Origin of the sequence: Magnetospirillum sp. LM-5, assembly GCF_902729445.1 — a bacterium.
Taxonomy (GTDB): Bacteria; Pseudomonadota; Alphaproteobacteria; order Rhodospirillales; family Magnetospirillaceae; genus Magnetospirillum.
The window spans coordinates 148,380-166,467 of record NZ_CACVCE010000034.1; the positions used below are offsets into that span (position 1 = coordinate 148,380).

Consider the following 18,088-nt stretch of genomic DNA (forward strand, 5'->3'; position numbering starts at 1 on the left):
GCAGCTCCGATCTTAGCGGGTGGCGGAGAACGAGAAGGTGACCTGCAGCGCCTGCATCAGGCGGTCGAGCAGGAAGCCGATCAGGCCGATGGTCAGCACCGCCACCATGATCTTGGCCAAGGATTGCGACGAACCGTTCTGGAACTCGTCCCACACGAACTTGCCCAGGCCCGGGTTCTGCGCCAGCATCTCGGCGGCGATCAGCACCATCCAGCCCACGCCCAAGGACAGCCTGAGGCCGGTGAAGATGAAGGGCAGCGCGGAAGGCAGCACCAGCTTGCGGATGGTGGTGATGGTCGACAGGTTCAGCACGCGCCCGACATTGACCAGATCCTTGTCGATCGAGGCCACGCCGATGGCGGTGTTGATCAGGGTCGGCCACAGCGAGCACAGCGTCACGGTAATGGCCGAGTTCAGGAAGCTTTTGTCGAACATCGGGTCGTCCGAGACGTAAAGGGCGCTGACCACCATGGTCACGATGGGCAGCCAGGCCAGCGGCGACACCGGCTTGAACAGCTGGATCAAGGGGTTCAGCGCGGCGCTGACGGTCTTGGACAGGCCGCACATCACGCCCAGCGGCACCGCGAACACGCAGGCCAGCAGGAAGCCCATGAACACCGTCTTCAAGCTGGTGGCGATCTGGTCCAGATAGGTCGGCTTGCCGGTATATTTGCGGACCTTGGTGTCGGCGCCAGCATCGGCGGCCTTGGCCTCGGCATTGCGCTTGGCCTGGCGTTCGTAGAAGGCGGTTTCCTTGGCCCGCTCGGCGACATGGTCGTTGGCCAGCACCGTCACCTGCTCCCACACCTGGGCCGGGCCGGGCACCGCGCCCAGCGAGGTCTGCACCTTCGGGGCCAGCGTCCCCCAGGCGAGAAGGAACAAAAGGATGGCGGCCAGGGGCACCCCCAACTGGCGCCACAGCTCGCCCATCTGCTGGCGCGGATTGTCGCCGGCCAGGATACGGACCAGCGGCGTGATCCAGCCCAGGCCGGCCACCGTCAGGATATGGGCGGCGCGGGTGAAAGCGGGGCTGCGCGTGAACGGCACCTTGGTCGGCTGAGCGGGCGCGGGGCCGGCGGTTTGGCTGATGCTGGTCATGGGAGCGTCCTTCATCGTTTCACGTCTGTCTTTCTGTCGTCACCCCCGGGCTTGACCCGGGGGTCCATGCTGCCGAAAGCGGCTTCGCCGTGCGTGGATGGCCGGGTCAAGCCCGGCCATGACGGCCAGGGCTTACTTGCCGGCGACCTTGTTGCCGGTCACGGTCTGGCCACCCTTCAGGCCGATGGCCAGGCTTTCCAGGTAGGCGTTGGGCTTCTTGCCGTCATAGGCGATGCCGTCGATGAAGTCGGCGGTCGCCGGGCGATAGCCGTCGGTGGCGGCGGGGAACTCGTCGGCCTTGGCCTTGCCTTCAGCCACCAGCGCCTTGGCGGCCTGGTTGTAGACGTCGGGCAGATAGACCTTCTTGGCGATGTCGGCATACCAGCTGTCCGGCTTGCCCTCGGTGATCTGGCCCCAACGGCGCATCTGGGTCAGGTACCACACCGCATCCGAGTAATAGGGATAGGTGGCGTAATAGCGGAAGAACACGTTGAAGTCGGGCACCGGGCGCTTGTCGCCCTTCTCGTATTCGAAGGTGCCGGTCATCGAGTTGGCGATCACCTGCGGATCGGCGCCGACATATTCCGGCTTGGCCAGAATCTTGACCGCCTCGGCGCGGTTGGCGTTGTTGTTCTCGTCCAGCCACTTGCCGGCGCGGATCAGCGCCTTGACCAGGGCGACATGGGTGTTGGCGTTCTTGGCGGCCCATTCCTTGGTGACGCCGAACACCTTTTCCGGGTTGTTCTTCCAGATCTCGTAATCGGTGATCACCGGCACGCCGATGCCCTTGGCCACCGCCTGCTGGTTCCACGGCTCGCCGACCGAATAGCCCGAAATGGTGCCGGCTTCCAGGGTGGCCGGCATCTGCGGCGGCGGCGTCACGCTCAACAGCGCGTCGGCACCGATCTGGCCGGTGATGTTTTCCGGCGAGTAGAAGCCGGGATGGATGCCGCCCGAGGCCAGCCAATAACGCAGTTCGTAATTGTGGGTCGAGACCGGGAAGACCATGCCCATGTTGAAGGGCTTGCCTTCCGACTTCAGCTTGTCGATCACCTTCTTCAGGGCGTCGGCCTTGATGGGGTGGGCGACACGGCCGTCCTTGTCCTTGGGAAGAAACGGCTTCATCGCCGCCCACACGTCGTTCGAGACGGTGATGCCGTTGCCGTTCAGATCCATCGAGAAGGCGGTGACGACATCGGCCTTGGTGCCGAAGCCGATGGTGGCGCCCAGCGGTTGGCCGGCCAGCATATGGGCGCCGTCCAGCTCGCCCGAGATGACGCGATCCAGCAGCACCTTCCAGTTGGCCTGCGGCTCGAGGGTCACGAACAGCCCTTCATCCTCGAAGAAGCCCTTTTCCTTGGCGATGGCCAAGGGCGCCATGTCGGTGAGCTTGATGAAGCCCAGCTTCAACTCGTCCTTTTCCAGCTTCGGGCCGGCCTGGGCGACCATCGGAACCAGGAAGGCGGCGGCCGCCAGACCCAGGCCGATCTTTCGGCTGCACTTCAGAAACGCTGCTTTGGCTGTCATGTCCGTTACCCTTCGTCGTGTCGTCCGGTGTGGCGAAAGCACAAAAAAACGGCGTCCCCGCGGGTCTGGTCGGGCCATATGGCCTGACCGATCCACGGGAACGCCGTTGTTCCCTTCGGGCCCCAAGGGGCCGTCTATCTGTTTGGGCAACCCCCTCGCCGTTGAGGCGGTGCCGCTCGCCTTCCTAGAGGCAAACAGCGTGCCAAGCCGAGATTGGCGGAATTCCGCCGCATTTGCGAAGACCAATTCCGGACAAGTGTCTATTTTTTAAGCTGCAGGTTTTGTACAGACTATTTTTTAGGCAGGCACTGCGCCCTCTGGACAAATTCTCTTTTTACGGGCTTACTTTTGGAACTCAACGTTCCATAAGGTGTACCATGCGCGCCTTGACCGCCCTTACCATCCTGCTGTTGGTCTCTGCCTGCGCCACGCCCGATGCCGGCCCGCCCTGGCGTTCGGCCATCGAGGTGCTGTCGCCGTCCGATCCGGCCTATGGCACGGTGCCGCTGGATCAGGTCAAGAAGGCGCCCGGTCAGGGCGGCGTATCCGAGGTCCAGGTGGTCCGGCTGACCCGCGATCTGCCGGTCTATCGCCTGTGGAGCGGACCGACCAAGGTCAATGCCAGCGGCCAGACCAACCGCCTGGGCTCGTGGTGGTCGTTCGACCCGCCCAGGGGCGCGGTCAGCAGCTATCGCAACGATTACGAAATCTGCCTGAGCTGGAACGACCTGACCTGGGTGGCGACCTGCACGGTCAAGGCCGGCGCGGTGGTGGCGATCGGGCCGGGCCAGTCGGTGTCGGTCGATTTGTGCAAGAACCCGGCCGGGCCGGAACAATACGGCGCCAATCCCAAGGGCTGGCAGGTCTTCGTCAACCAGCCATGGGCGCAGCCGGCCAATAGCTTCGAATGCCCGCCCGTTTCCGCCGACTATCCGGCCGATCCGGCCGACATCGCCCGGCGGCTGAATTAGCCCAACAATTCCGCCGCCTCGATGATCTTGTTGGCGATGTCGATCAGGCGCAGCTTCTGGTTCATCGCCATGCCGCGCATTTGGGCATAGGCGGCTTCCTCGTCGATGCCGCGGCGCTTCATCAAGATGCCCTTGGCCCGCTCGACCAGCTTGCGCTCGGCCAGGGTGGCGCGGGCCTTGTCCAGCTCGCCGCGCAATTCCTGGAACTGGGCGAAGCGGGCGATGGCGACATCGACCACCGGGCGGACCCGCTCGGGCTTCAGGCCATCGACCACATAGGCGGCCAGGCCAGCCTCGATCGCCGCCTTGATGGTTTCCGGCTTGCCGTCCTGGGCGAACATGATCACCGGCCGGTGCTGGTCCAGGCTGACCCGGCCCATGTCTTCCAGGGTGTCGCGGTCCGGGGCGTCGATGTCGCAGATGATGATGTCGGCGGCCAGGGCGCGCACTTGGGCTTCCAGCCCCGACCCTGTGGCGACGACCGCCACCACCTGAAAGCCGTTGGCATCCAGCGCGATGCGAACGGATTCTGCCCGTTCGCGTTCGTCGTCAACCAGGATGACCCGCAGGCCCATCGTCACTCCGCACCCTGTCTATCGGTGGATGCGATGCAAGCACCACGCCAGATCGTATCAGGAAACGAACTCGTCCAGACGCCAACCTTGCGCGAACAACAGCGCGGTCAGGTCGCCATGGTCGATCCGCACCCGAGCCTCGGCCGCCACCACCGGCTTGGCATGATAGGCAACACCCAGGCCGGCGGCCTTGATCATGTCCAAGTCGTTGGCGCCATCACCGACCGCCAGGGTGGCCGACAGCGGGATGCGCATCTCGCCGGCCTTGGCCAGCAGGGTGGCGAGCTTGGCCTCGCGGCCCAGGATCGGCTCTTCCACCCCGGCCAGCTTGCCCTTCTGGAAGATGAAGCGATTGGCGCGGTCCTCGTCGAAACCGCACAGTTCGCGCACCCGCGAGGTGAAGAAGGTGAAACCGCCCGACACCAGCACGGCCGCCGCGCCCCCAGCTTTCATGGTGCGCACCAATGCTTGAGCACCGGGCATCAATTCGACCTTGGCCCAGCACTTTTCCAGCGCCGATTCCTTCAATTCCGACAACAGGCCGATCCGTTCCTTGAGCGCCGCTTCGAAGCCCAGCTCGCCATTCATCGCCCGGGCGGTGATGGCGGCGATGCGGTCCTTGATGCCGGCGAATTCGGCCAGTTCGTCCAGGGTCTCGCCCTGGACCATGGTGGCGTCCATGTCGGCCACCAGCAGCTTCTTCTTGCGCCCCTCGGCCATTTGCGCCACCACGTCGACCGGGGCGCCGGCCAGGATTTTGCGCGCCGCGCCGTCAGCCTGCTCGGCGGCGAGATGGCCGAAGGCGATATCGACGGCCCGGCCCACAGCCAGCCAATCGGGTTGGCCGACATCGGCGCCCAACCCGTGCAACTGGCGGCGCAGGTCGGCGATCAGGCTGTCGGAAAGCGGCTCCGCCTGGGTGCCGGCGATGAGGGTAAGGACGTGATCCATGGAAGAATGACCTTCGTGGGCTGCGGCGAAAGCGGACAAGCTTTAATGTGCCGCGCGCGGCGTGGCAAGTGCCGCTCTTGCGACGCTATCTGTCTGGAAAGATTCGCGATCTCGGACTTAGACTAATTTCGAGCAGCATCAATCACCATAAACAGCCCCCACCCAGACCAAAGTCAAACGACCAGAACAGGCGGAAATTCTTGCCTTCGCCCCGGTGAAGCTGGCATAAACCGGAATCGCTTGCACTCCAAGGGGAGCCGGCCATTGGGCTGTCTGGTCACCGGCAAGATCAAACGAACATTGAAAGCCTTCGGTGTCGTCGCTGTGCTTGGCGTCATCGCGATGTTCGCCGCCAAACCCTTGGTTCGCTTCGTCGAGGGCAATCAGCCCCTGGACCCGGTGCGGCCGGTCTATATCGATTACGAGGCCGAGGGCCAGGCCCTGGCCGATGGCTTGGCCTCGGACAGCGAGCTCGAGGACCGCGCCGGCCGCCCGGTCGAACGCAACGTCCAGGTCGCCTCGGGCGATACGCTGGGCGACGTGCTGATCCGCGCCGGCGTCGATAGCGCCGAAGCCACCCAGGCCATCGACGCCCTGCGGGCGGTTTTCAACCCGCGCGCCCTGAAGGCCGGCCAGAAGGTTCAGGTGACCTTCGACAGCTCGCCGCACGGCTTCGGCCACGGCGATTTCCAGAAAGTCTCGCTGAACGCCGACCCGATCCGCGAAGTCTTCGCCCTGCGCGGCGGCGGCGGCACCTTCATGGGCAAGGAAAGCCGGCGCCAGGTCAGCCGCGAAATCGCCCATTATGTCGGCCAGATCCGTTCCAGCCTGTTCGAAAGCGCCCAATCGACCGGCGTGCCGATCCCGATCGTGATGGCGATGATCAAGGCGCTGTCCTACGACGTCGATTTCCAGCGCGACATCCAGTCGGGCGACGGCTTCGAGGTGATGTTCGAGGGCTATTACGACACCAAGGGCAAGCTGGTGCGCACCGGCGAGATGCTGTTCGCCTCGGTCAGCCTGTCGGGCAAGCCGATCGCCATGTACCGGTTCGAGACCGACGGCGGCACCGTCGAATATTTCAACGAGAAGGGCGAAAGCATCAAGAAGGCCCTGCTGAAGACCCCGGTCGACGGCGCCAAGATCAGTTCCGGCTTCGGCATGCGCAACCATCCGATCCTGGGCTTCACCAAGATGCACAAGGGCGTCGATTTCGCGGTGCCGGTGGGAACGCCGATCCAGGCCGCCGGCGACGGCACCATCGAGATGGCCGGCTTCAACGGCGCCTATGGCAATTACGTCCGCATCCGCCACGGCTCGGGCTTCGCCACCGCCTATGCCCATATGAGCCGCATCGCCCAGGGCGTCCATAACGGGCGCCGCGTGTCACAAGGACAGATCGTCGGCTTCGTCGGCTCGACCGGCCGCTCGACCGGCCCGCACCTGCATTACGAGGTGCTGCAGGGCCACGCCCAGATCAACCCGTTGTCGGTCAAGATGCCGACCAACACCAAGCTGGCCGGCCGCGAGCTGGACCGCTTCAAGGGCATCAAGAAGGACACCGAGACGCTGATGTCCAAGATTCCGCCCTCGTCCCGCCTGGCCATGGCCAGCGGGACCAAGCCGGGGTCACTGACGAATTAGGGCGCCGCCCCCGAACTTGATCCACTTCTGTTCGGTTAAATTTTCGCGGCTCCATCCACACCGCTCGTCGTCATGGCCGGGCTTGACCCGGCCATCCACGCGTATCCGCATAACGCGCTGTTTCCATTCGATTTTTGCGCGGCGCCACATGGATGCCCGTGTCAAGCACGGGCATGACGGAGTGTGGGGCGACGACTCGCGTCCATTCCGGGCTCGGTGCTATACCGCGTGGTCGTCGGGAATACCCGCCGCGATGCGGGCCGCCATGCGCGATTGCTTCTGGCGCTGGCTTTCCGAGCGCAACTGGCCGCAGGCGGCCAGGATGTCCTGGCCCCGGGATTTCCGGATCGGCGCCGAATAGCCGTTATCTTGCAGGAAATCCGAGAAGGCCCGCACAATCTTCATGTCCGAGCATTCGAATTCCGAGCCCGGCCAAGGATTGAACGGGATCAGGTTGAACTTGGCCGGCAGGCCCTTGACCAGCTTCAGCAATTGGCGGGCATCGACCAGCGAATCGTTAATGCCCTTCAGCATGATGTATTCGAAGGTGATGCGCCGGGCGTTCGAGGCGCCGGGATAATCGCGGCAGGCGGCCATCAGTTCCTTCAGCGGGTACTTCTTGTTGATCGGCATGATGCGGTCGCGCACCTCGTCGGTCACCGCATGCAGGGAAATCGCCAGGTTGACGCCCAGTTCCTCGCCGCAGCGCTTCATCATCGGCACCACGCCCGAGGTCGAAAGGGTGACGCGCCGCTTCGAGATGCCGATTCCGTCGCCATCCATCAAGATCTTCAAGGCGGTGGCGACATTGTCGAAATTATAAAGCGGCTCGCCCATGCCCATCATGACGATGTTGGACAACAGGCGGGTGCTGTCGTCGGGCGTCGGCCACTCGCCATAGGAATCGCGCGCCACCAGGAACTGGCCGACGATCTCGGCGCTGGTCAGGTTGCGGACCAGCAATTGGGTGCCGGTATGGCAGAACTTGCAGGTCAGCGTGCAGCCCACCTGCGACGAGATGCACACCGCCCCCCTGGCCTCCCCTTCGTCGGGGATATAGACCGTTTCGGCCTCGTTGCCGTCGGGGAATTTCAGCAGCCACTTGCGGGTGGTATCGACGCTGATCAGGTCGCGCTCGACCAGCGGCCGGCCGACCGTGTAGCGCTCGTCCAGGGCGGCCTGCATGGTCTTCGAGATCGAGCTCATCTTGAAGAAGTCGGTCTCGCCGCGATTATACAGCCAGTGCCACAGCTGCTTGGCGCGAAACGGCTTCTCGCCGATGGCGGTCATCTCGGCGGCCAGCTGCTCACGCGACAGGCCGATCAGGTCGATCTTGGAGGTGCTATCGGTCATGAAGGGGACAGATAAGCATTCCGCGCCGGGAAATCAACGAAATGCGCTCAGCGCTTGACGCCGCAGGCCTTGTCGATGGCGGCCAGGGCCTCGGGAAAACCGCGCAGCGGGACGGTGTCGGTGATCGGCTGGCCCTTGGCCGGCACCGCCTTCACCGTCACCTCGCGGCCCTTCAGCATCTGCGCCAGGATGGCCGGGTCGGCCTTGGCATCCTTGGCCCAGGCCACCGTGCCCTTGGGGACGAAGCTGTGCTTCATGGCGCCCAGCTGCAGTTCCGCCTCGGAATCCTTCTTCAGGCCGTAGGGGGCCATGATGCTGACCTCGCCCGGGCTTTTCGGGCGGTGGCTGACCGCCACAGCGGTTCCCTGGCGCTCGCGCTCGCCGCCCACCGTGCGATCGGCCCTGGCTGCGGCATAGCACACCTTGCCGGTCTGGTCGGTATAGGCATAGGCCTCCCACGCACCGACGGCGACCAGACGCTTGGTGTCGTCGGCCAGAACCGGAGACGCGACGGAAACAGCCAGCATGGCGGCAAGGAACGCGTTACGCATCAGAGCCCTTCCAAGGTGTGAAACATCACGGCTGTATCAACACCGCAGGGCTGTCCTTGTCAACCTTTTGCGTCGCAGCATGGCGCTCGGGCCGGCCGCGCGGGGCAAAGCCCGACCGCCCCTTCATCTCGCGTTCGTATTCCAGCGACCACCGCACGTTGGGATAGGCCAGTTCGTCCCACGGGATCTCGTCCCAGGTGAACAGCCCGACCTCCAGGCTTTCGGGGCCGGCGGCGAAATCGGGGTTGGTCATCCGGCCGCGATAGATCATGTGGACCTGGCTGATTTCCGGAATGGCGTACAGGCCCAGCAGGGCATCGACCTCGATGGTGGCGCGGGCCTCTTCCCATACTTCGCGGATGGCGCCCTGCTCGGTCGTCTCGTGCAGTTCCATGTATCCGACCGGCATGGTCCAGAAGCCGATGCGCGGCGCGATGGCGCGCCGGCACAGCAGATAGCGGTCTTCCCAGGTGCAGACGGCACCGACGATGACCTTGGGGTTCTCGTACAGCACGAAGCCGCAATCGCGGCAGACCAGACGCTCGCGGTCGTCGCCTTCGGGAACCAGACGGGAAGTGGGTCCTTGGAACTGCATGGCCGTCAGTGTGACCAAGCCCCGCCCATCAGGCAAGGCGTATCGGTCTAAACAAGGATATCCAGATAGGTGCCGCGGGCGGCGCGGCGATCCAGCTGATCCAGCGGGAAATCGGCCGGCAGGATGCGGTTGCCGCGCGGTCCGCCGATGGCGCCGGGATCGACCCGGCCGCCGATCGCGGCCACCCCGAGATTCCGCCCGCTGGCGGCTGGAGCCTGCGCGACCGGCGTGCCCAGGCCCAACGACTGGCGGATCGATTCCAGACCCGAACCGGTGGACGAACCACCGACACGGTTGATTTCAGCCATGAAAAACCCCAATCAAAGGCGTGTTGACATTCCTTCCGCCGGTTATAGCACACAGCCCCTTAACCTTGGGTGAACCGCATGCGCATTCTGGCCCTGACCGTGCGCGACCGCTCGCTGGCCGATTCCATCGCCTTCTTGCGCAAGAGCATGGACGGGCGGTAGTCTCCGCCCGCCCCTTCTCGCGGGGAACAATCAGGGACCTGCCCCGTGGAAGCCTTTCTCGTCTCGACCTCCATCGTCGCCATCGCCGAAATCGGGGACAAGACCCAGTTGCTGGCCCTGCTGCTGGCGGCGCGGTTCCGTCGCCCCATCCCGATCATCGCCGGCATCTTTGTCGCCACCATCGCCAATCACGCCTTGGCCGCCCTGGTCGGGCAAGTGGTGTCGATGGCGGTGGGGCCCGAGATCATGCGGTGGGTTCTGGGTCTGTCCTTCATTGCCATGGGCCTGTGGATGCTGGTGCCCGACAGCGTCGATGACGAGGACGACCCGGTCAAACGCTCGCATGCGTCGGTGTTCCTGGCCACCACCATCGCCTTCTTCACCCTGGAAATGGGCGACAAGACCCAGATCGCCACCGTCGCCCTGGCGGCGCGCTATCTTGATGTGGTGGTGGTGGCGATGGGCACCACGCTGGGCATGATGATCGCCAACGTCCCGGCCGTGCTGCTGGGCAACGTCGCCGCCGAGAAGCTGCCCCTGAAGCTGGTCCATGCCGTCGCGGCCGCGATCTTCGTTCTGCTGGGAATCTTGACCCTGATGGGATTCATGCCAAGCTTCGGCCAATAGCGGAGGCAGCCATGGGATCTTGTTGCGGCGATCAATGCGGCAGCCCGCCCCCGTCCGGCTCGGGGCGGTTCCGCCGGGCCCTGTGGGTGGCCCTGGCGATCAACTCGTTGATGTTCCTGGTGGAAATCGGCGCGGGCATCGCCTCGGAATCCTCGTCGCTGCAGGCCGACGCCCTGGACTTCCTGGGCGACGCCGCCAATTACGGCGTCAGCCTGTTCGTGCTGGGCATGAGCCTGCGCCGCCGGGCGGCGGCCTCGATGCTGAAGGGCGCCACCATGGCGGCGTTCGGTCTGTGGGTGGCGGGCAACACCCTCATGCACGCGGTCGCCGGCACCGTGCCCGAGGCCCCGGTCATGGGCGCCATCGGCGTGCTGGCCTTCATGGCCAATGTCGGCGTGGCGGTGATGCTGTACGCCTTCCGCGAAGGCGACAGCAACATGCGTTCGGTGTGGATCTGTTCGCGCAACGACGCCTTGGGCAACGTCGCGGTGATGGCGGCGGCCGGCGGCGTCTTGGCCTCGCAAACGGGCTGGCCCGACTTCGCGGTCGCGGCCATCATGGCGGCGCTGGCGCTTTGGGGATCAATCCAGGTGCTGGGCCACGCCTGGCGCGAATGGCGGACTTGATCAAGCCGCCCGCTTCGCCCATCGTGCTGAAAACTTGCCAGAGAGGAAGGCCAGATCCATGCCGTCGTTCGACATCGTTTCCAAGACCGAAATGGCCGAGGTGGACAACGCCCTGGCCGGCATCGTCCGCGAAGTCGCCACCCGCTTCGACTTCAAGGGCTCGAAATGCACCATCGAGCGCAAGGAACAGCTGATCACCATCATCGCCGACGACGATCTGAAGCTGAAGCAGATGCATGAACTGGTGAAGGTCTATTTCACCCGCCGCAACGTCGACCCCAAGTCGCTGGATTTCACCAAGGCGCCGGAAAAGGCCTCGGGCAACACGCTTCGGCACGAGATCGCCATCAAGGAAGGCATCGACAAGGACCTGGCCAAGAATCTGGTCAAGCTGATCAAGGACAGCAAGATCAAGGTCCAGGCCGCCATCCAGGGCGACGAATTGCGGGTCACCGGCAAGAAGCGCGACGAGTTGCAGGAAGTGATCGCCCTGCTGCGCAAGGGCGAGCATGACCGCCCGCTGCAATTCGTCAATTTTAGGGATTGAGGGGGCGGATTAGCGCTTGTGCATGGTCAGTTCGGCGATGAACGCGCCCCGGCTTTGGTGGCGCGCGGCCGCCAGATCGTCCAGCCGACGCAAGACCCGCTTGGGCAAGGTGATGTTGACCCGTTCGATGCTGTCATCGAACAAGGCGGAATCGAGCTCGATGATGCCGACGCTCCATCCCTCGTAACCCGGCAGCGAGCGCGCGTCGGCCAGCCGAGACGGCGCGGGAATTTCCACCCCGGCATCCAGAGCCGCGTCGATCCATGCCGCCGCCGCTTCCACGGCCACCTCCATCGCCTCGTCCAGGGTGTCGCCGGCCGAGAAGCAGCCCGGCAGATCGGGAACGACCACGCCAAACGCCGCATTGTCCGAGCCTTCCTCGATCAGGATGGGATAGCGCATCAAACACCTGCCTGTTTGCGGATCGCCACGACCAGCCCGGTCCCGAGATCCTTCTTCGGATGTGGAACGACCACGATGCCGGACTTGATCGGATGCCGGAACACATGATGCGAGCCCCGAACCCGGTCCAGGACCCATCCATCGCCTTCCAGAAGGCGGATCAGCTCGGCGCTTTTCATGACCCCTGACGCTACACGGCGCCGCCGCCAGTGTCAACGTTACACACCAAACGAAAAAGCCCCGACCTTGCGGCCGGGGCTTCTTCGTTTCCGGGCGACGGCCGCCTTACTTCGTCCCGCTGCCGCCTTCCTTGCCCAGCACCGCCTGGGCGGCGGCAAGCCGTGCGATCGGCACGCGATAGGGCGAGCACGACACGTAATCCAGCCCGACCTTCTGGCAGAAGCCGACCGAGCTGGGGTCGCCGCCATGCTCGCCGCAAATGCCGAGCTTCAGACCGGGCCGAGTGGCACGGCCGCGCTCGGCGGCGATCTTGATCAGCTCGCCCACACCGTCCTGGTCCAACTGGGCGAAGGGATCGTGCTCGTAGATGCCCTTGGCGCGATAGACTTCCAGGAACGGGCCGGAATCGTCGCGGCTCATGCCGAAGGTGGTCTGGGTCAGGTCGTTGGTGCCGAACGAGAAGAATTCGGCGGTGTTGGCGATGTCGCCGGCCATCAACGCCGCACGCGGCAGCTCGATCATGGTGCCGACATGGTACTTGACGCTTTGGCCCATGGCGGCGAACACCTCGGCGGCGATCTTGTCGACCGCATCCTTCATCAGGTCCAGTTCCTTCTTGGCGCCGACCAGCGGGATCATCACCTCGGGCGTCACCGTACGGCCGGTTTCCTGCGAGACCGAGACCGCGGCCTCGAAAATGGCCTGGGCCTGCATCTCGTAGATTTCCGGATAGGTGATGCCCAGCCGGCAACCGCGATGGCCCAGCATCGGGTTGGATTCATGCAAGGACGCGTTGCGTGCCTTGACCGCCGCCACATCGACATTGGCCGCCTTGGCGATCTCGGCGATGTCGGCGTCGGTGTGGGGCAGGAACTCGTGCAGCGGCGGGTCCAGCAGGCGGATGGTCACCGGCAGGCCCTGCATGATGGTGAACAGATCGATGAAGTCCTGGCGCTGGAACGGCAAAAGCTTGGCCAGGGCAGCGCGGCGGCCCTTTTCGTCGGCGGCCAGGATCATCTCGCGCACCGCCAGGATGCGCTCGGGGGCGAAGAACATGTGCTCGGTGCGACACAGGCCGATGCCCTCGGCGCCGAACTTGCGCGCGGTGGCGGCGTCCAACGGCGTCTCGGCGTTGGTGCGCACCTTCATGGTGCGGATGGTATCGACCCATTCCATCAGCGTGGCGAAATCGCCGGTCAGTTCCGGCTGGATGGTCGGCACCGCGCCCAGGAACACCTCGCCGGTGCCGCCGTCCAGGGTGATGACGTCGCCTTCCGCCACCACCTTGCCGGCGACCTTGAAGCTCTTGGCTGCGTAATCGACGCGGATATCGCCGGCGCCCGCGACGCAAGGCGTGCCCATGCCGCGCGCCACCACGGCGGCGTGGCTGGTCATGCCGCCCCGGGTGGTCAGGATGCCTTCGGACACATGCATGCCGCCGATATCTTCCGGGCTGGTCTCGATGCGGACCAGGATGACCTTCTCCTTGCGGTCCTTGACCCACTTCTCGGCGTCCTCGGCCGAGAACACCACCTTGCCCGAAGCCGCGCCCGGGCTGGCCGGCAGGCCGCGCGCCAGCATGGTGCGCGACGCCTTGGGGTCGAGCGTCGGGTGCAGCAACTGGTCCAAGGCCGCCGGATCGATGCGGCCGATGGCGTCCTTACGGGTGATCAGGCCTTCGCGGGCCATGTCCACGGCGATCTTCAAGGCCGCCTTGGTGGTGCGCTTGCCGGTGCGGGTCTGCAGCATCCACAGGCGGCCCTGCTGGACCGTGAACTCCATGTCCTGCATGTCCTTGTAGTGGGCTTCCAGCTTGTGGCGGATGGCGTTCAGTTCCTTGAACACCACCGGCATCGCCTCTTCCATGCTGGGCAGGTCGGAACGCTGCAGCTCGCGGCCGTGGATGGTCAGCTGCTGCGGCGTGCGGATGCCGGCGACCACGTCCTCGCCCTGGGCGTTGATCAGGAACTCGCCATAGAAATCGTTGTCGCCGGTCGAGGGGTCGCGGGTGAAGCACACGCCGGTACAGCAATCCTCGCCCATATTGCCGAACACCATGGCCTGGACGTTGACGGCGGTGCCCCAGCTTTCGGGAATGTCGTGCAGGCGGCGATAGGTGATGGCGCGCTGGTTCATCCAGCTGCCGAACACCGCGCCGACGGCGCCCCACAATTGTTCATGGACGTCTTGCGGGAACGGCCGGCCCAGGGCGGCCTTGACCTTGTCCTTGTACTTGGCGACCACCTTCTTCCAATCGTCGGCGGACAGTTCGGTGTCCAGCTTGACGTTCCGGTCGTCCTTGGCCTCTTCCAGGATTTCCTCGAAATGGTGATGGTCGACGCCCAACACCACGTCGGAATACATCTGGATGAAGCGGCGATAGGAATCATAGGCGAAGCGGGCATCGCCCGAGCGCTTGGCCAGACCTTCGACCGACACGTCGTTCAGGCCGAGATTGAGGATGGTGTCCATCATGCCGGGCATCGAGGCCCGGGCGCCCGAGCGCACCGACACCAAGAGCGGATTGACCTGGTCGCCGAACTTGGCGCCCATGATCTGCTCGACGGTGGCCAGCGCCGCCATCACCTGATCCTGCAATCCCTCGGGATAGGTGTTGCCGTTCTGGTAGTAAAAGGTGCAAGCCTCGGTGGGAATGGTGAAGCCCGGCGGCACCGGGATGCCCAGATTGGCCATTTCGGCCAGATTGGCCCCCTTGCCGCCCAGCAGGTTCTTCATGTCCGAGCGCCCCTCGGCGCGGCCACCACCGAAGCTGTAGACCCACTTACTGCTCATGGTACGTCCCTTCCTTAAGCGTTATCCGGCGTCCCAAGGGGTGGCGGGGGTTGGTTCCCCCGCATCCGATATTATGATCAGCCTTCGACCTTCGAGAAATCGGCCACCTCGCCCAGCGCGGCGCCGATCTCGGCCAGAAGCTTCAGACGGTTGACGCGCAATGCCGGTTCGTCGGCATTGACCGTCACGCTTTCGAAGAAAGCATCCACCGGACGGCGCAACCTTGCAAGAGCCGCCATCGCCGTCGAGAAATCTTCCGCCTTCAAGGCCAGGGCCGCCGCCTGGCGAACCTCGGCCAGGGCCGCCGCCAGGGCGGTTTCCTCGGGCTGCTTCAGGGCCTTGGCATCGGCCGAACCGACATAGGACACGCCGTCCTTCTTTTCCTCGATCCGCACGATATTGGCTGCGCGGCGATAGGCCACCAGAAGGTTCGAGCCGTCATCCGAGGCCAGGAAATCCGACAAGGCCTGGACCCGGGCCAGCAGGCGGACCAGATCGTCCTCGTCGCCCAGGCTGAACACCGCGTTGACCAGATCGTGGCGCACGCCCTTTTCCTTCAGGTGCACCTTCAGGCGATCGGCGAAGAAGTCCAACAGGTCGTTGGCGACCATCTTGGCCTCGCCGTTCAACTGGCCCGGCGAATACTGGGCGTGGGCGAACTGGAACAGCTGGAACAAAGGCAGGCGCAGGCCGTTTTCCACCACCAGGCGAATGATGCCCAGGGCTGCGCGGCGCAGCGCGAACGGGTCCTTCGAGCCGGTCGGCTTTTCGTCGATGCCGAAGAAGCCGACCAGGCTGTCGATCTTGTCGGCCAGGGCGACGCACACCGACAGCGGCGCGGTCGGCACGCCGTCGCTTGGGCCTTGCGGCGAGTAATGGGCGGCGATGGCGTCGGCGATGTCCGGCTTCTCGCCGTCATGCAGGGCGTAGTAACGCCCCATGATGCCCTGCAGTTCGGGGAACTCGCCGACCATCTCGGTCGACAGGTCGGCCTTGGCCAGTTGGGCTGCGCGCGCCGCATCGTTGGCGTGGGCGTCAGGCACGAAGGCGGTCAGGTGACGCGCCAGTTCGACCATGCGGGCGACCTTGTCGGCCATGGTGCCCAGCTTGGCATAGAACAGCCGCTCGGCCAGCTTGGGCAGGCGCGAATCCAGCCGGGCCTTGCGGTCGGTGTCCCAGAAGAAGGCGGCGTCGGACAGACGGGCGCGCAGGACCCGCTGGTTGCCGGCCACCACCTGGGCGCCGCCATCAGCGGTGACCATGTTCGAGGTCACCAGGAAGCGCGGCGCCAGAGAACCGTCGGCCTTCAGGGCCGAGAAATACTTCTGGTGCGCCCGCATCGAGGTGATCAGCACCTCGGCCGGCACGCCCATGAACTTGGAATCGATGGTGCCGACCAGGATGGTGGGCCATTCGACCAGGCCGGTGACCTCGGCCAGCAGGCCGTCATCGACCTTCAGGGTCAGGCCTTCCTTGGCCACCGCCGCCTCGGCCTGGCGCAGGATGTCGTGGCGGCGCTCGAACGGGTCCAGCATCACCTTGGCGTTGGCCAGCCGGGCGGCATAATCGGCGAAATCCTTGACCGCGAAGCGGGCCGGAGCCAGGAACCGATGGCCCTCGGTGCTGTCGCCAGCCTGGATCGGCCCGAACGACACCGGCACCACGGCCCCATTGAACAGGCACAGGATCGATTGGATCGGCCGGACCCAGCGCACGGAATTGGCGCCCCAGCGCATGGATTTCGGCCACGGGAACTCGGCCATCGCCGTCTCGACCGCTTCCTTGATCACCTCGGGCGTGGCGCGGCCCTTCTTCTCGATATTGGCGAACCAGAACTCGCCCTTGCCGGTGTCGCGCTTTTCCAGCTGCTCCAGCGTCAGGCCGGTCGAAGCCAGGAAGCCGGCCATCGCCTGCTCAGGCGCGCCGACGCGCGGGCCGCGCCGCTCTTCCTTGACGTCGGGGCCGGCCAGCGGCAGTCCCTCGACCACCAGCACCAGACGGCGCGGGGTGACGAAGCTTTTGGCGGCGTCGAAGGTCAGGCCGTTCTTGGCCAGCCCGTCGGTCACCAGCTTGTGCAGGGACTCGGAAGCACCGGCCTGCATGCGGGCGGGGATTTCCTCGGAAAAGATTTCCAGCAGCAATTCAGCCATCGGTCAGGCCCCCTTCGCCTGGGTGGCGAGCCAGCCTTCGCAGCAAGCCTTGGCCAGCGCGCGAACCCGGCCGATATAGCTTTGCCGCTCGGTCACCGAGATGACGCCGCGCGCGTCCAGCAGATTGAAACGATGCGACGCCTTGATGCACTGGTCATAGGCCGGCAGCGCCAGATTGGCCCGCAGCAGGGCCTGGCATTCCTTTTCGGCATCGACGAAGTGCTGGTACAGCATGTCGGTGTCGGCATGTTCGAAATTATGGGCGGAATATTCCTGCTCGGCCTGCAGGAAGACGTCGCCATAGGAAACGCCGTCGCCGTTGAAATCCAGGTCATAGACGTTCTCGACGCCCTGGATGTACATGGCCAGACGCTCCAGCCCATAGGTCAGCTCGACGGCGACGGGGTCGCACTCGATGCCGCCCACCTGCTGGAAATAGGTGAATTGCGTCACCTCCATGCCGTCGCACCACACTTCCCAGCCCAGACCCCAGGCGCCCAGGGTCGGGCTTTCCCAATCGTCCTCGACGAAGCGGATATCGTGCGACAACGGGTCGATGCCCAGGCGCTTCAGGCTTTCCAGGTACAGTTCCTGCGAATTCTGCGGGCTGGGCTTCAGCAGCACCTGATACTGATAGTAATGCTGCAGACGGTTGGGATTCTCGCCATAGCGGCCATCCTTGGGCCGGCGCGACGGCTGGACATAGGCGCACTTCCAGGGCTTCGGCCCCAAGGCCCGCAGGGTCGTCGCCGGATGAAAGGTTCCGGCGCCCACTTCCATGTCATAGGGCTGCAGGATCAGGCAGCCCTGCTCGGCCCAGAAATTCTGAAGGGTCAGGATGAGTTGCTGGAAGCTGGGCTTCTTCGTACCGCTGTGGCCCATGAGAATCGCCGTCTTTCGGAAAGTGGATGAAAGGACTGGCAAACCCTAACCAGCCCCCCGGTTCCGGTCAAGGGCGCCCGTGTCGAGCCCCCTTGACTCGAAAGTCGAATTGTTCGCAGAATGTTCCGTGAACAGATTCGTGAACC

At 64.7% G+C, this 18,088-nt stretch carries 18 protein-coding genes; 5 read left to right on the plus strand and 13 right to left on the minus strand.

Translation table 11 applies throughout. From position 1 onward, the window contains the following. Positions 1 to 12 precede the first annotated feature (12 nt). Together MTBLM5_RS12610 and MTBLM5_RS12615 are read right to left on the minus strand one after the other, a co-directional pair. Positions 13 to 1,098 carry an ABC transporter permease gene (locus tag MTBLM5_RS12610; protein ID WP_173976444.1) on the minus strand — a complete coding sequence of 362 codons (1,086 nt, stop codon included), beginning with the start codon at positions 1,096 to 1,098 and terminating at the stop codon, positions 13 to 15. A gap of 132 nt (positions 1,099 to 1,230) precedes the next feature. Continuing rightward, positions 1,231 to 2,625 (minus strand): CmpA/NrtA family ABC transporter substrate-binding protein, encoded by a 1,395-nt coding sequence (locus MTBLM5_RS12615; protein ID WP_173976445.1) that lies wholly within the window; start codon positions 2,623 to 2,625, stop codon positions 1,231 to 1,233. Positions 2,626 to 3,002: 377 nt separating this feature from the next. On the opposite strand from MTBLM5_RS12615, the gene MTBLM5_RS12620 reads away from it, so the two are divergent. After that, on the plus strand, positions 3,003 to 3,596 hold the full coding sequence (locus tag MTBLM5_RS12620) for a hypothetical protein (protein WP_173976446.1): 594 nt from the start codon (positions 3,003 to 3,005) through the stop codon (positions 3,594 to 3,596). Here MTBLM5_RS12620 and MTBLM5_RS12625 read toward each other — a convergent pair. Continuing rightward, the gene (locus MTBLM5_RS12625; RefSeq protein ID WP_254431033.1) at positions 3,593 to 4,171 is read right to left on the minus strand and encodes an ANTAR domain-containing response regulator; all 579 of its coding nucleotides are present in this window, start codon (positions 4,169 to 4,171) and stop codon (positions 3,593 to 3,595) included. The genes MTBLM5_RS12620 and MTBLM5_RS12625 overlap by 4 nt on opposite strands. A 57-nt stretch (positions 4,172 to 4,228) precedes the next feature. Further along, the gene (gene serB / locus MTBLM5_RS12630; protein WP_173976447.1) at positions 4,229 to 5,122 is read right to left on the minus strand and encodes a phosphoserine phosphatase SerB; all 894 of its coding nucleotides are present in this window, start codon (positions 5,120 to 5,122) and stop codon (positions 4,229 to 4,231) included. 264 nt (positions 5,123 to 5,386) lie between these two features. Here serB and MTBLM5_RS12635 point away from each other — a divergent pair, with 264 nt between their 5' ends. Beyond that, positions 5,387 to 6,766, plus strand: a complete 1,380-nt coding sequence (locus MTBLM5_RS12635) for a peptidoglycan DD-metalloendopeptidase family protein (protein ID WP_173976448.1) — start codon at positions 5,387 to 5,389, stop codon at positions 6,764 to 6,766. A gap of 219 nt (positions 6,767 to 6,985) precedes the next feature. Here MTBLM5_RS12635 and rlmN read toward each other — a convergent pair whose 3' ends face one another. From rlmN to MTBLM5_RS12655, 4 genes are read right to left on the minus strand one after another with little or no spacing between them, the layout of a single operon-like run. Next, on the minus strand, positions 6,986 to 8,119 hold the full coding sequence (gene rlmN, locus MTBLM5_RS12640) for a 23S rRNA (adenine(2503)-C(2))-methyltransferase RlmN (protein ID WP_173976449.1): 1,134 nt from the start codon (positions 8,117 to 8,119) through the stop codon (positions 6,986 to 6,988). A gap of 47 nt (positions 8,120 to 8,166) precedes the next feature. Further along, positions 8,167 to 8,670, minus strand: coding sequence for an invasion associated locus B family protein (locus MTBLM5_RS12645; protein WP_173976450.1), 504 nt, complete (start codon positions 8,668 to 8,670; stop codon positions 8,167 to 8,169). 25 nt (positions 8,671 to 8,695) lie between these two features. Continuing rightward, complete coding sequence (locus MTBLM5_RS12650; protein ID WP_173976451.1) at positions 8,696 to 9,265, minus strand: NUDIX hydrolase; 570 nt, start codon at positions 9,263 to 9,265, stop codon at positions 8,696 to 8,698. Between the two features lie 47 nt (positions 9,266 to 9,312). Beyond that, positions 9,313 to 9,573, minus strand: coding sequence for a hypothetical protein (locus MTBLM5_RS12655; RefSeq protein WP_173976452.1), 261 nt, complete (start codon positions 9,571 to 9,573; stop codon positions 9,313 to 9,315). Between the two features lie 207 nt (positions 9,574 to 9,780). Between MTBLM5_RS12655 and MTBLM5_RS12660 the strand changes: the two genes are divergently transcribed. From MTBLM5_RS12660 to MTBLM5_RS12670, 3 genes are read left to right on the plus strand one after another with little or no spacing between them, the layout of a single operon-like run. Further along, positions 9,781 to 10,362: a TMEM165/GDT1 family protein gene (locus MTBLM5_RS12660; protein ID WP_173976453.1), complete on the plus strand. Its 582-nt coding sequence runs from the start codon at positions 9,781 to 9,783 to the stop codon at positions 10,360 to 10,362. An 11-nt stretch (positions 10,363 to 10,373) separates the two neighbouring features. Then, entirely contained in the window at positions 10,374 to 10,988 is a 615-nt protein-coding gene (locus MTBLM5_RS12665) for a cation transporter (RefSeq protein WP_173976454.1), read from the plus strand. Between the two features lie 58 nt (positions 10,989 to 11,046). Beyond that, positions 11,047 to 11,535, plus strand: coding sequence for a YajQ family cyclic di-GMP-binding protein (locus MTBLM5_RS12670; RefSeq protein WP_173976455.1), 489 nt, complete (start codon positions 11,047 to 11,049; stop codon positions 11,533 to 11,535). A 9-nt stretch (positions 11,536 to 11,544) separates the two neighbouring features. Here the strand turns inward: MTBLM5_RS12670 and MTBLM5_RS12675 are convergent, their stop codons facing one another. From MTBLM5_RS12675 to MTBLM5_RS12695, 5 genes are all read right to left on the minus strand, one after another. Continuing rightward, positions 11,545 to 11,937, minus strand: coding sequence for a type II toxin-antitoxin system HicB family antitoxin (locus tag MTBLM5_RS12675; RefSeq protein ID WP_173976456.1), 393 nt, complete (start codon positions 11,935 to 11,937; stop codon positions 11,545 to 11,547). Beyond that, positions 11,937 to 12,116, minus strand: coding sequence for a type II toxin-antitoxin system HicA family toxin (locus MTBLM5_RS12680; protein WP_173976457.1), 180 nt, complete (start codon positions 12,114 to 12,116; stop codon positions 11,937 to 11,939). Before MTBLM5_RS12680 ends, MTBLM5_RS12675 begins: the two co-directional genes overlap by 1 nt. A 106-nt stretch (positions 12,117 to 12,222) precedes the next feature. Continuing rightward, positions 12,223 to 14,910 carry a pyruvate, phosphate dikinase gene (ppdK, locus tag MTBLM5_RS12685; protein WP_173976458.1) on the minus strand — a complete coding sequence of 896 codons (2,688 nt, stop codon included), beginning with the start codon at positions 14,908 to 14,910 and terminating at the stop codon, positions 12,223 to 12,225. A 77-nt stretch (positions 14,911 to 14,987) separates the two neighbouring features. Beyond that, a complete protein-coding gene (gene glyS, locus MTBLM5_RS12690; RefSeq protein WP_173976459.1) occupies positions 14,988 to 17,060 on the minus strand; it encodes a glycine--tRNA ligase subunit beta in 2,073 nt (690 codons plus the stop codon). A 3-nt stretch (positions 17,061 to 17,063) separates the two neighbouring features. Further along, positions 17,064 to 17,942, minus strand: a complete 879-nt coding sequence (locus MTBLM5_RS12695) for a glycine--tRNA ligase subunit alpha (RefSeq protein WP_068500701.1) — start codon at positions 17,940 to 17,942, stop codon at positions 17,064 to 17,066. Positions 17,943 to 18,088 lie beyond the last annotated feature (146 nt).

Bases quoted from the DNA above. Each gene is read 5' to 3' on its own strand.
- MTBLM5_RS12610 (WP_173976444.1), bottom strand. From the start codon at position 1,098: ATGACCAGCATCAGCCAAACCGCCGGCCCCGCGCCCGCTCAGCCGACC.
- MTBLM5_RS12615 (WP_173976445.1), bottom strand. From the start codon at position 2,625: ATGACAGCCAAAGCAGCGTTTCTGAAGTGCAGCCGAAAGATCGGCCTG.
- MTBLM5_RS12620 (WP_173976446.1), top strand. From the start codon at position 3,003: ATGCGCGCCTTGACCGCCCTTACCATCCTGCTGTTGGTCTCTGCCTGC.
- MTBLM5_RS12625 (WP_254431033.1), bottom strand. From the start codon at position 4,171: ATGGGCCTGCGGGTCATCCTGGTTGACGACGAACGCGAACGGGCAGAA.
- serB (WP_173976447.1), bottom strand. From the start codon at position 5,122: ATGGATCACGTCCTTACCCTCATCGCCGGCACCCAGGCGGAGCCGCTT.
- rlmN (WP_173976449.1), bottom strand. From the start codon at position 8,119: ATGACCGATAGCACCTCCAAGATCGACCTGATCGGCCTGTCGCGTGAG.
- MTBLM5_RS12645 (WP_173976450.1), bottom strand. From the start codon at position 8,670: ATGCGTAACGCGTTCCTTGCCGCCATGCTGGCTGTTTCCGTCGCGTCT.
- MTBLM5_RS12650 (WP_173976451.1), bottom strand. From the start codon at position 9,265: ATGCAGTTCCAAGGACCCACTTCCCGTCTGGTTCCCGAAGGCGACGAC.
- MTBLM5_RS12655 (WP_173976452.1), bottom strand. From the start codon at position 9,573: ATGGCTGAAATCAACCGTGTCGGTGGTTCGTCCACCGGTTCGGGTCTG.
- MTBLM5_RS12665 (WP_173976454.1), top strand. From the start codon at position 10,374: ATGGGATCTTGTTGCGGCGATCAATGCGGCAGCCCGCCCCCGTCCGGC.
- MTBLM5_RS12670 (WP_173976455.1), top strand. From the start codon at position 11,047: ATGCCGTCGTTCGACATCGTTTCCAAGACCGAAATGGCCGAGGTGGAC.
- MTBLM5_RS12675 (WP_173976456.1), bottom strand. From the start codon at position 11,937: ATGCGCTATCCCATCCTGATCGAGGAAGGCTCGGACAATGCGGCGTTT.
- MTBLM5_RS12680 (WP_173976457.1), bottom strand. From the start codon at position 12,116: ATGAAAAGCGCCGAGCTGATCCGCCTTCTGGAAGGCGATGGATGGGTC.
- ppdK (WP_173976458.1), bottom strand. From the start codon at position 14,910: ATGAGCAGTAAGTGGGTCTACAGCTTCGGTGGTGGCCGCGCCGAGGGG.
- glyS (WP_173976459.1), bottom strand. From the start codon at position 17,060: ATGGCTGAATTGCTGCTGGAAATCTTTTCCGAGGAAATCCCCGCCCGC.
- MTBLM5_RS12695 (WP_068500701.1), bottom strand. From the start codon at position 17,942: ATGGGCCACAGCGGTACGAAGAAGCCCAGCTTCCAGCAACTCATCCTG.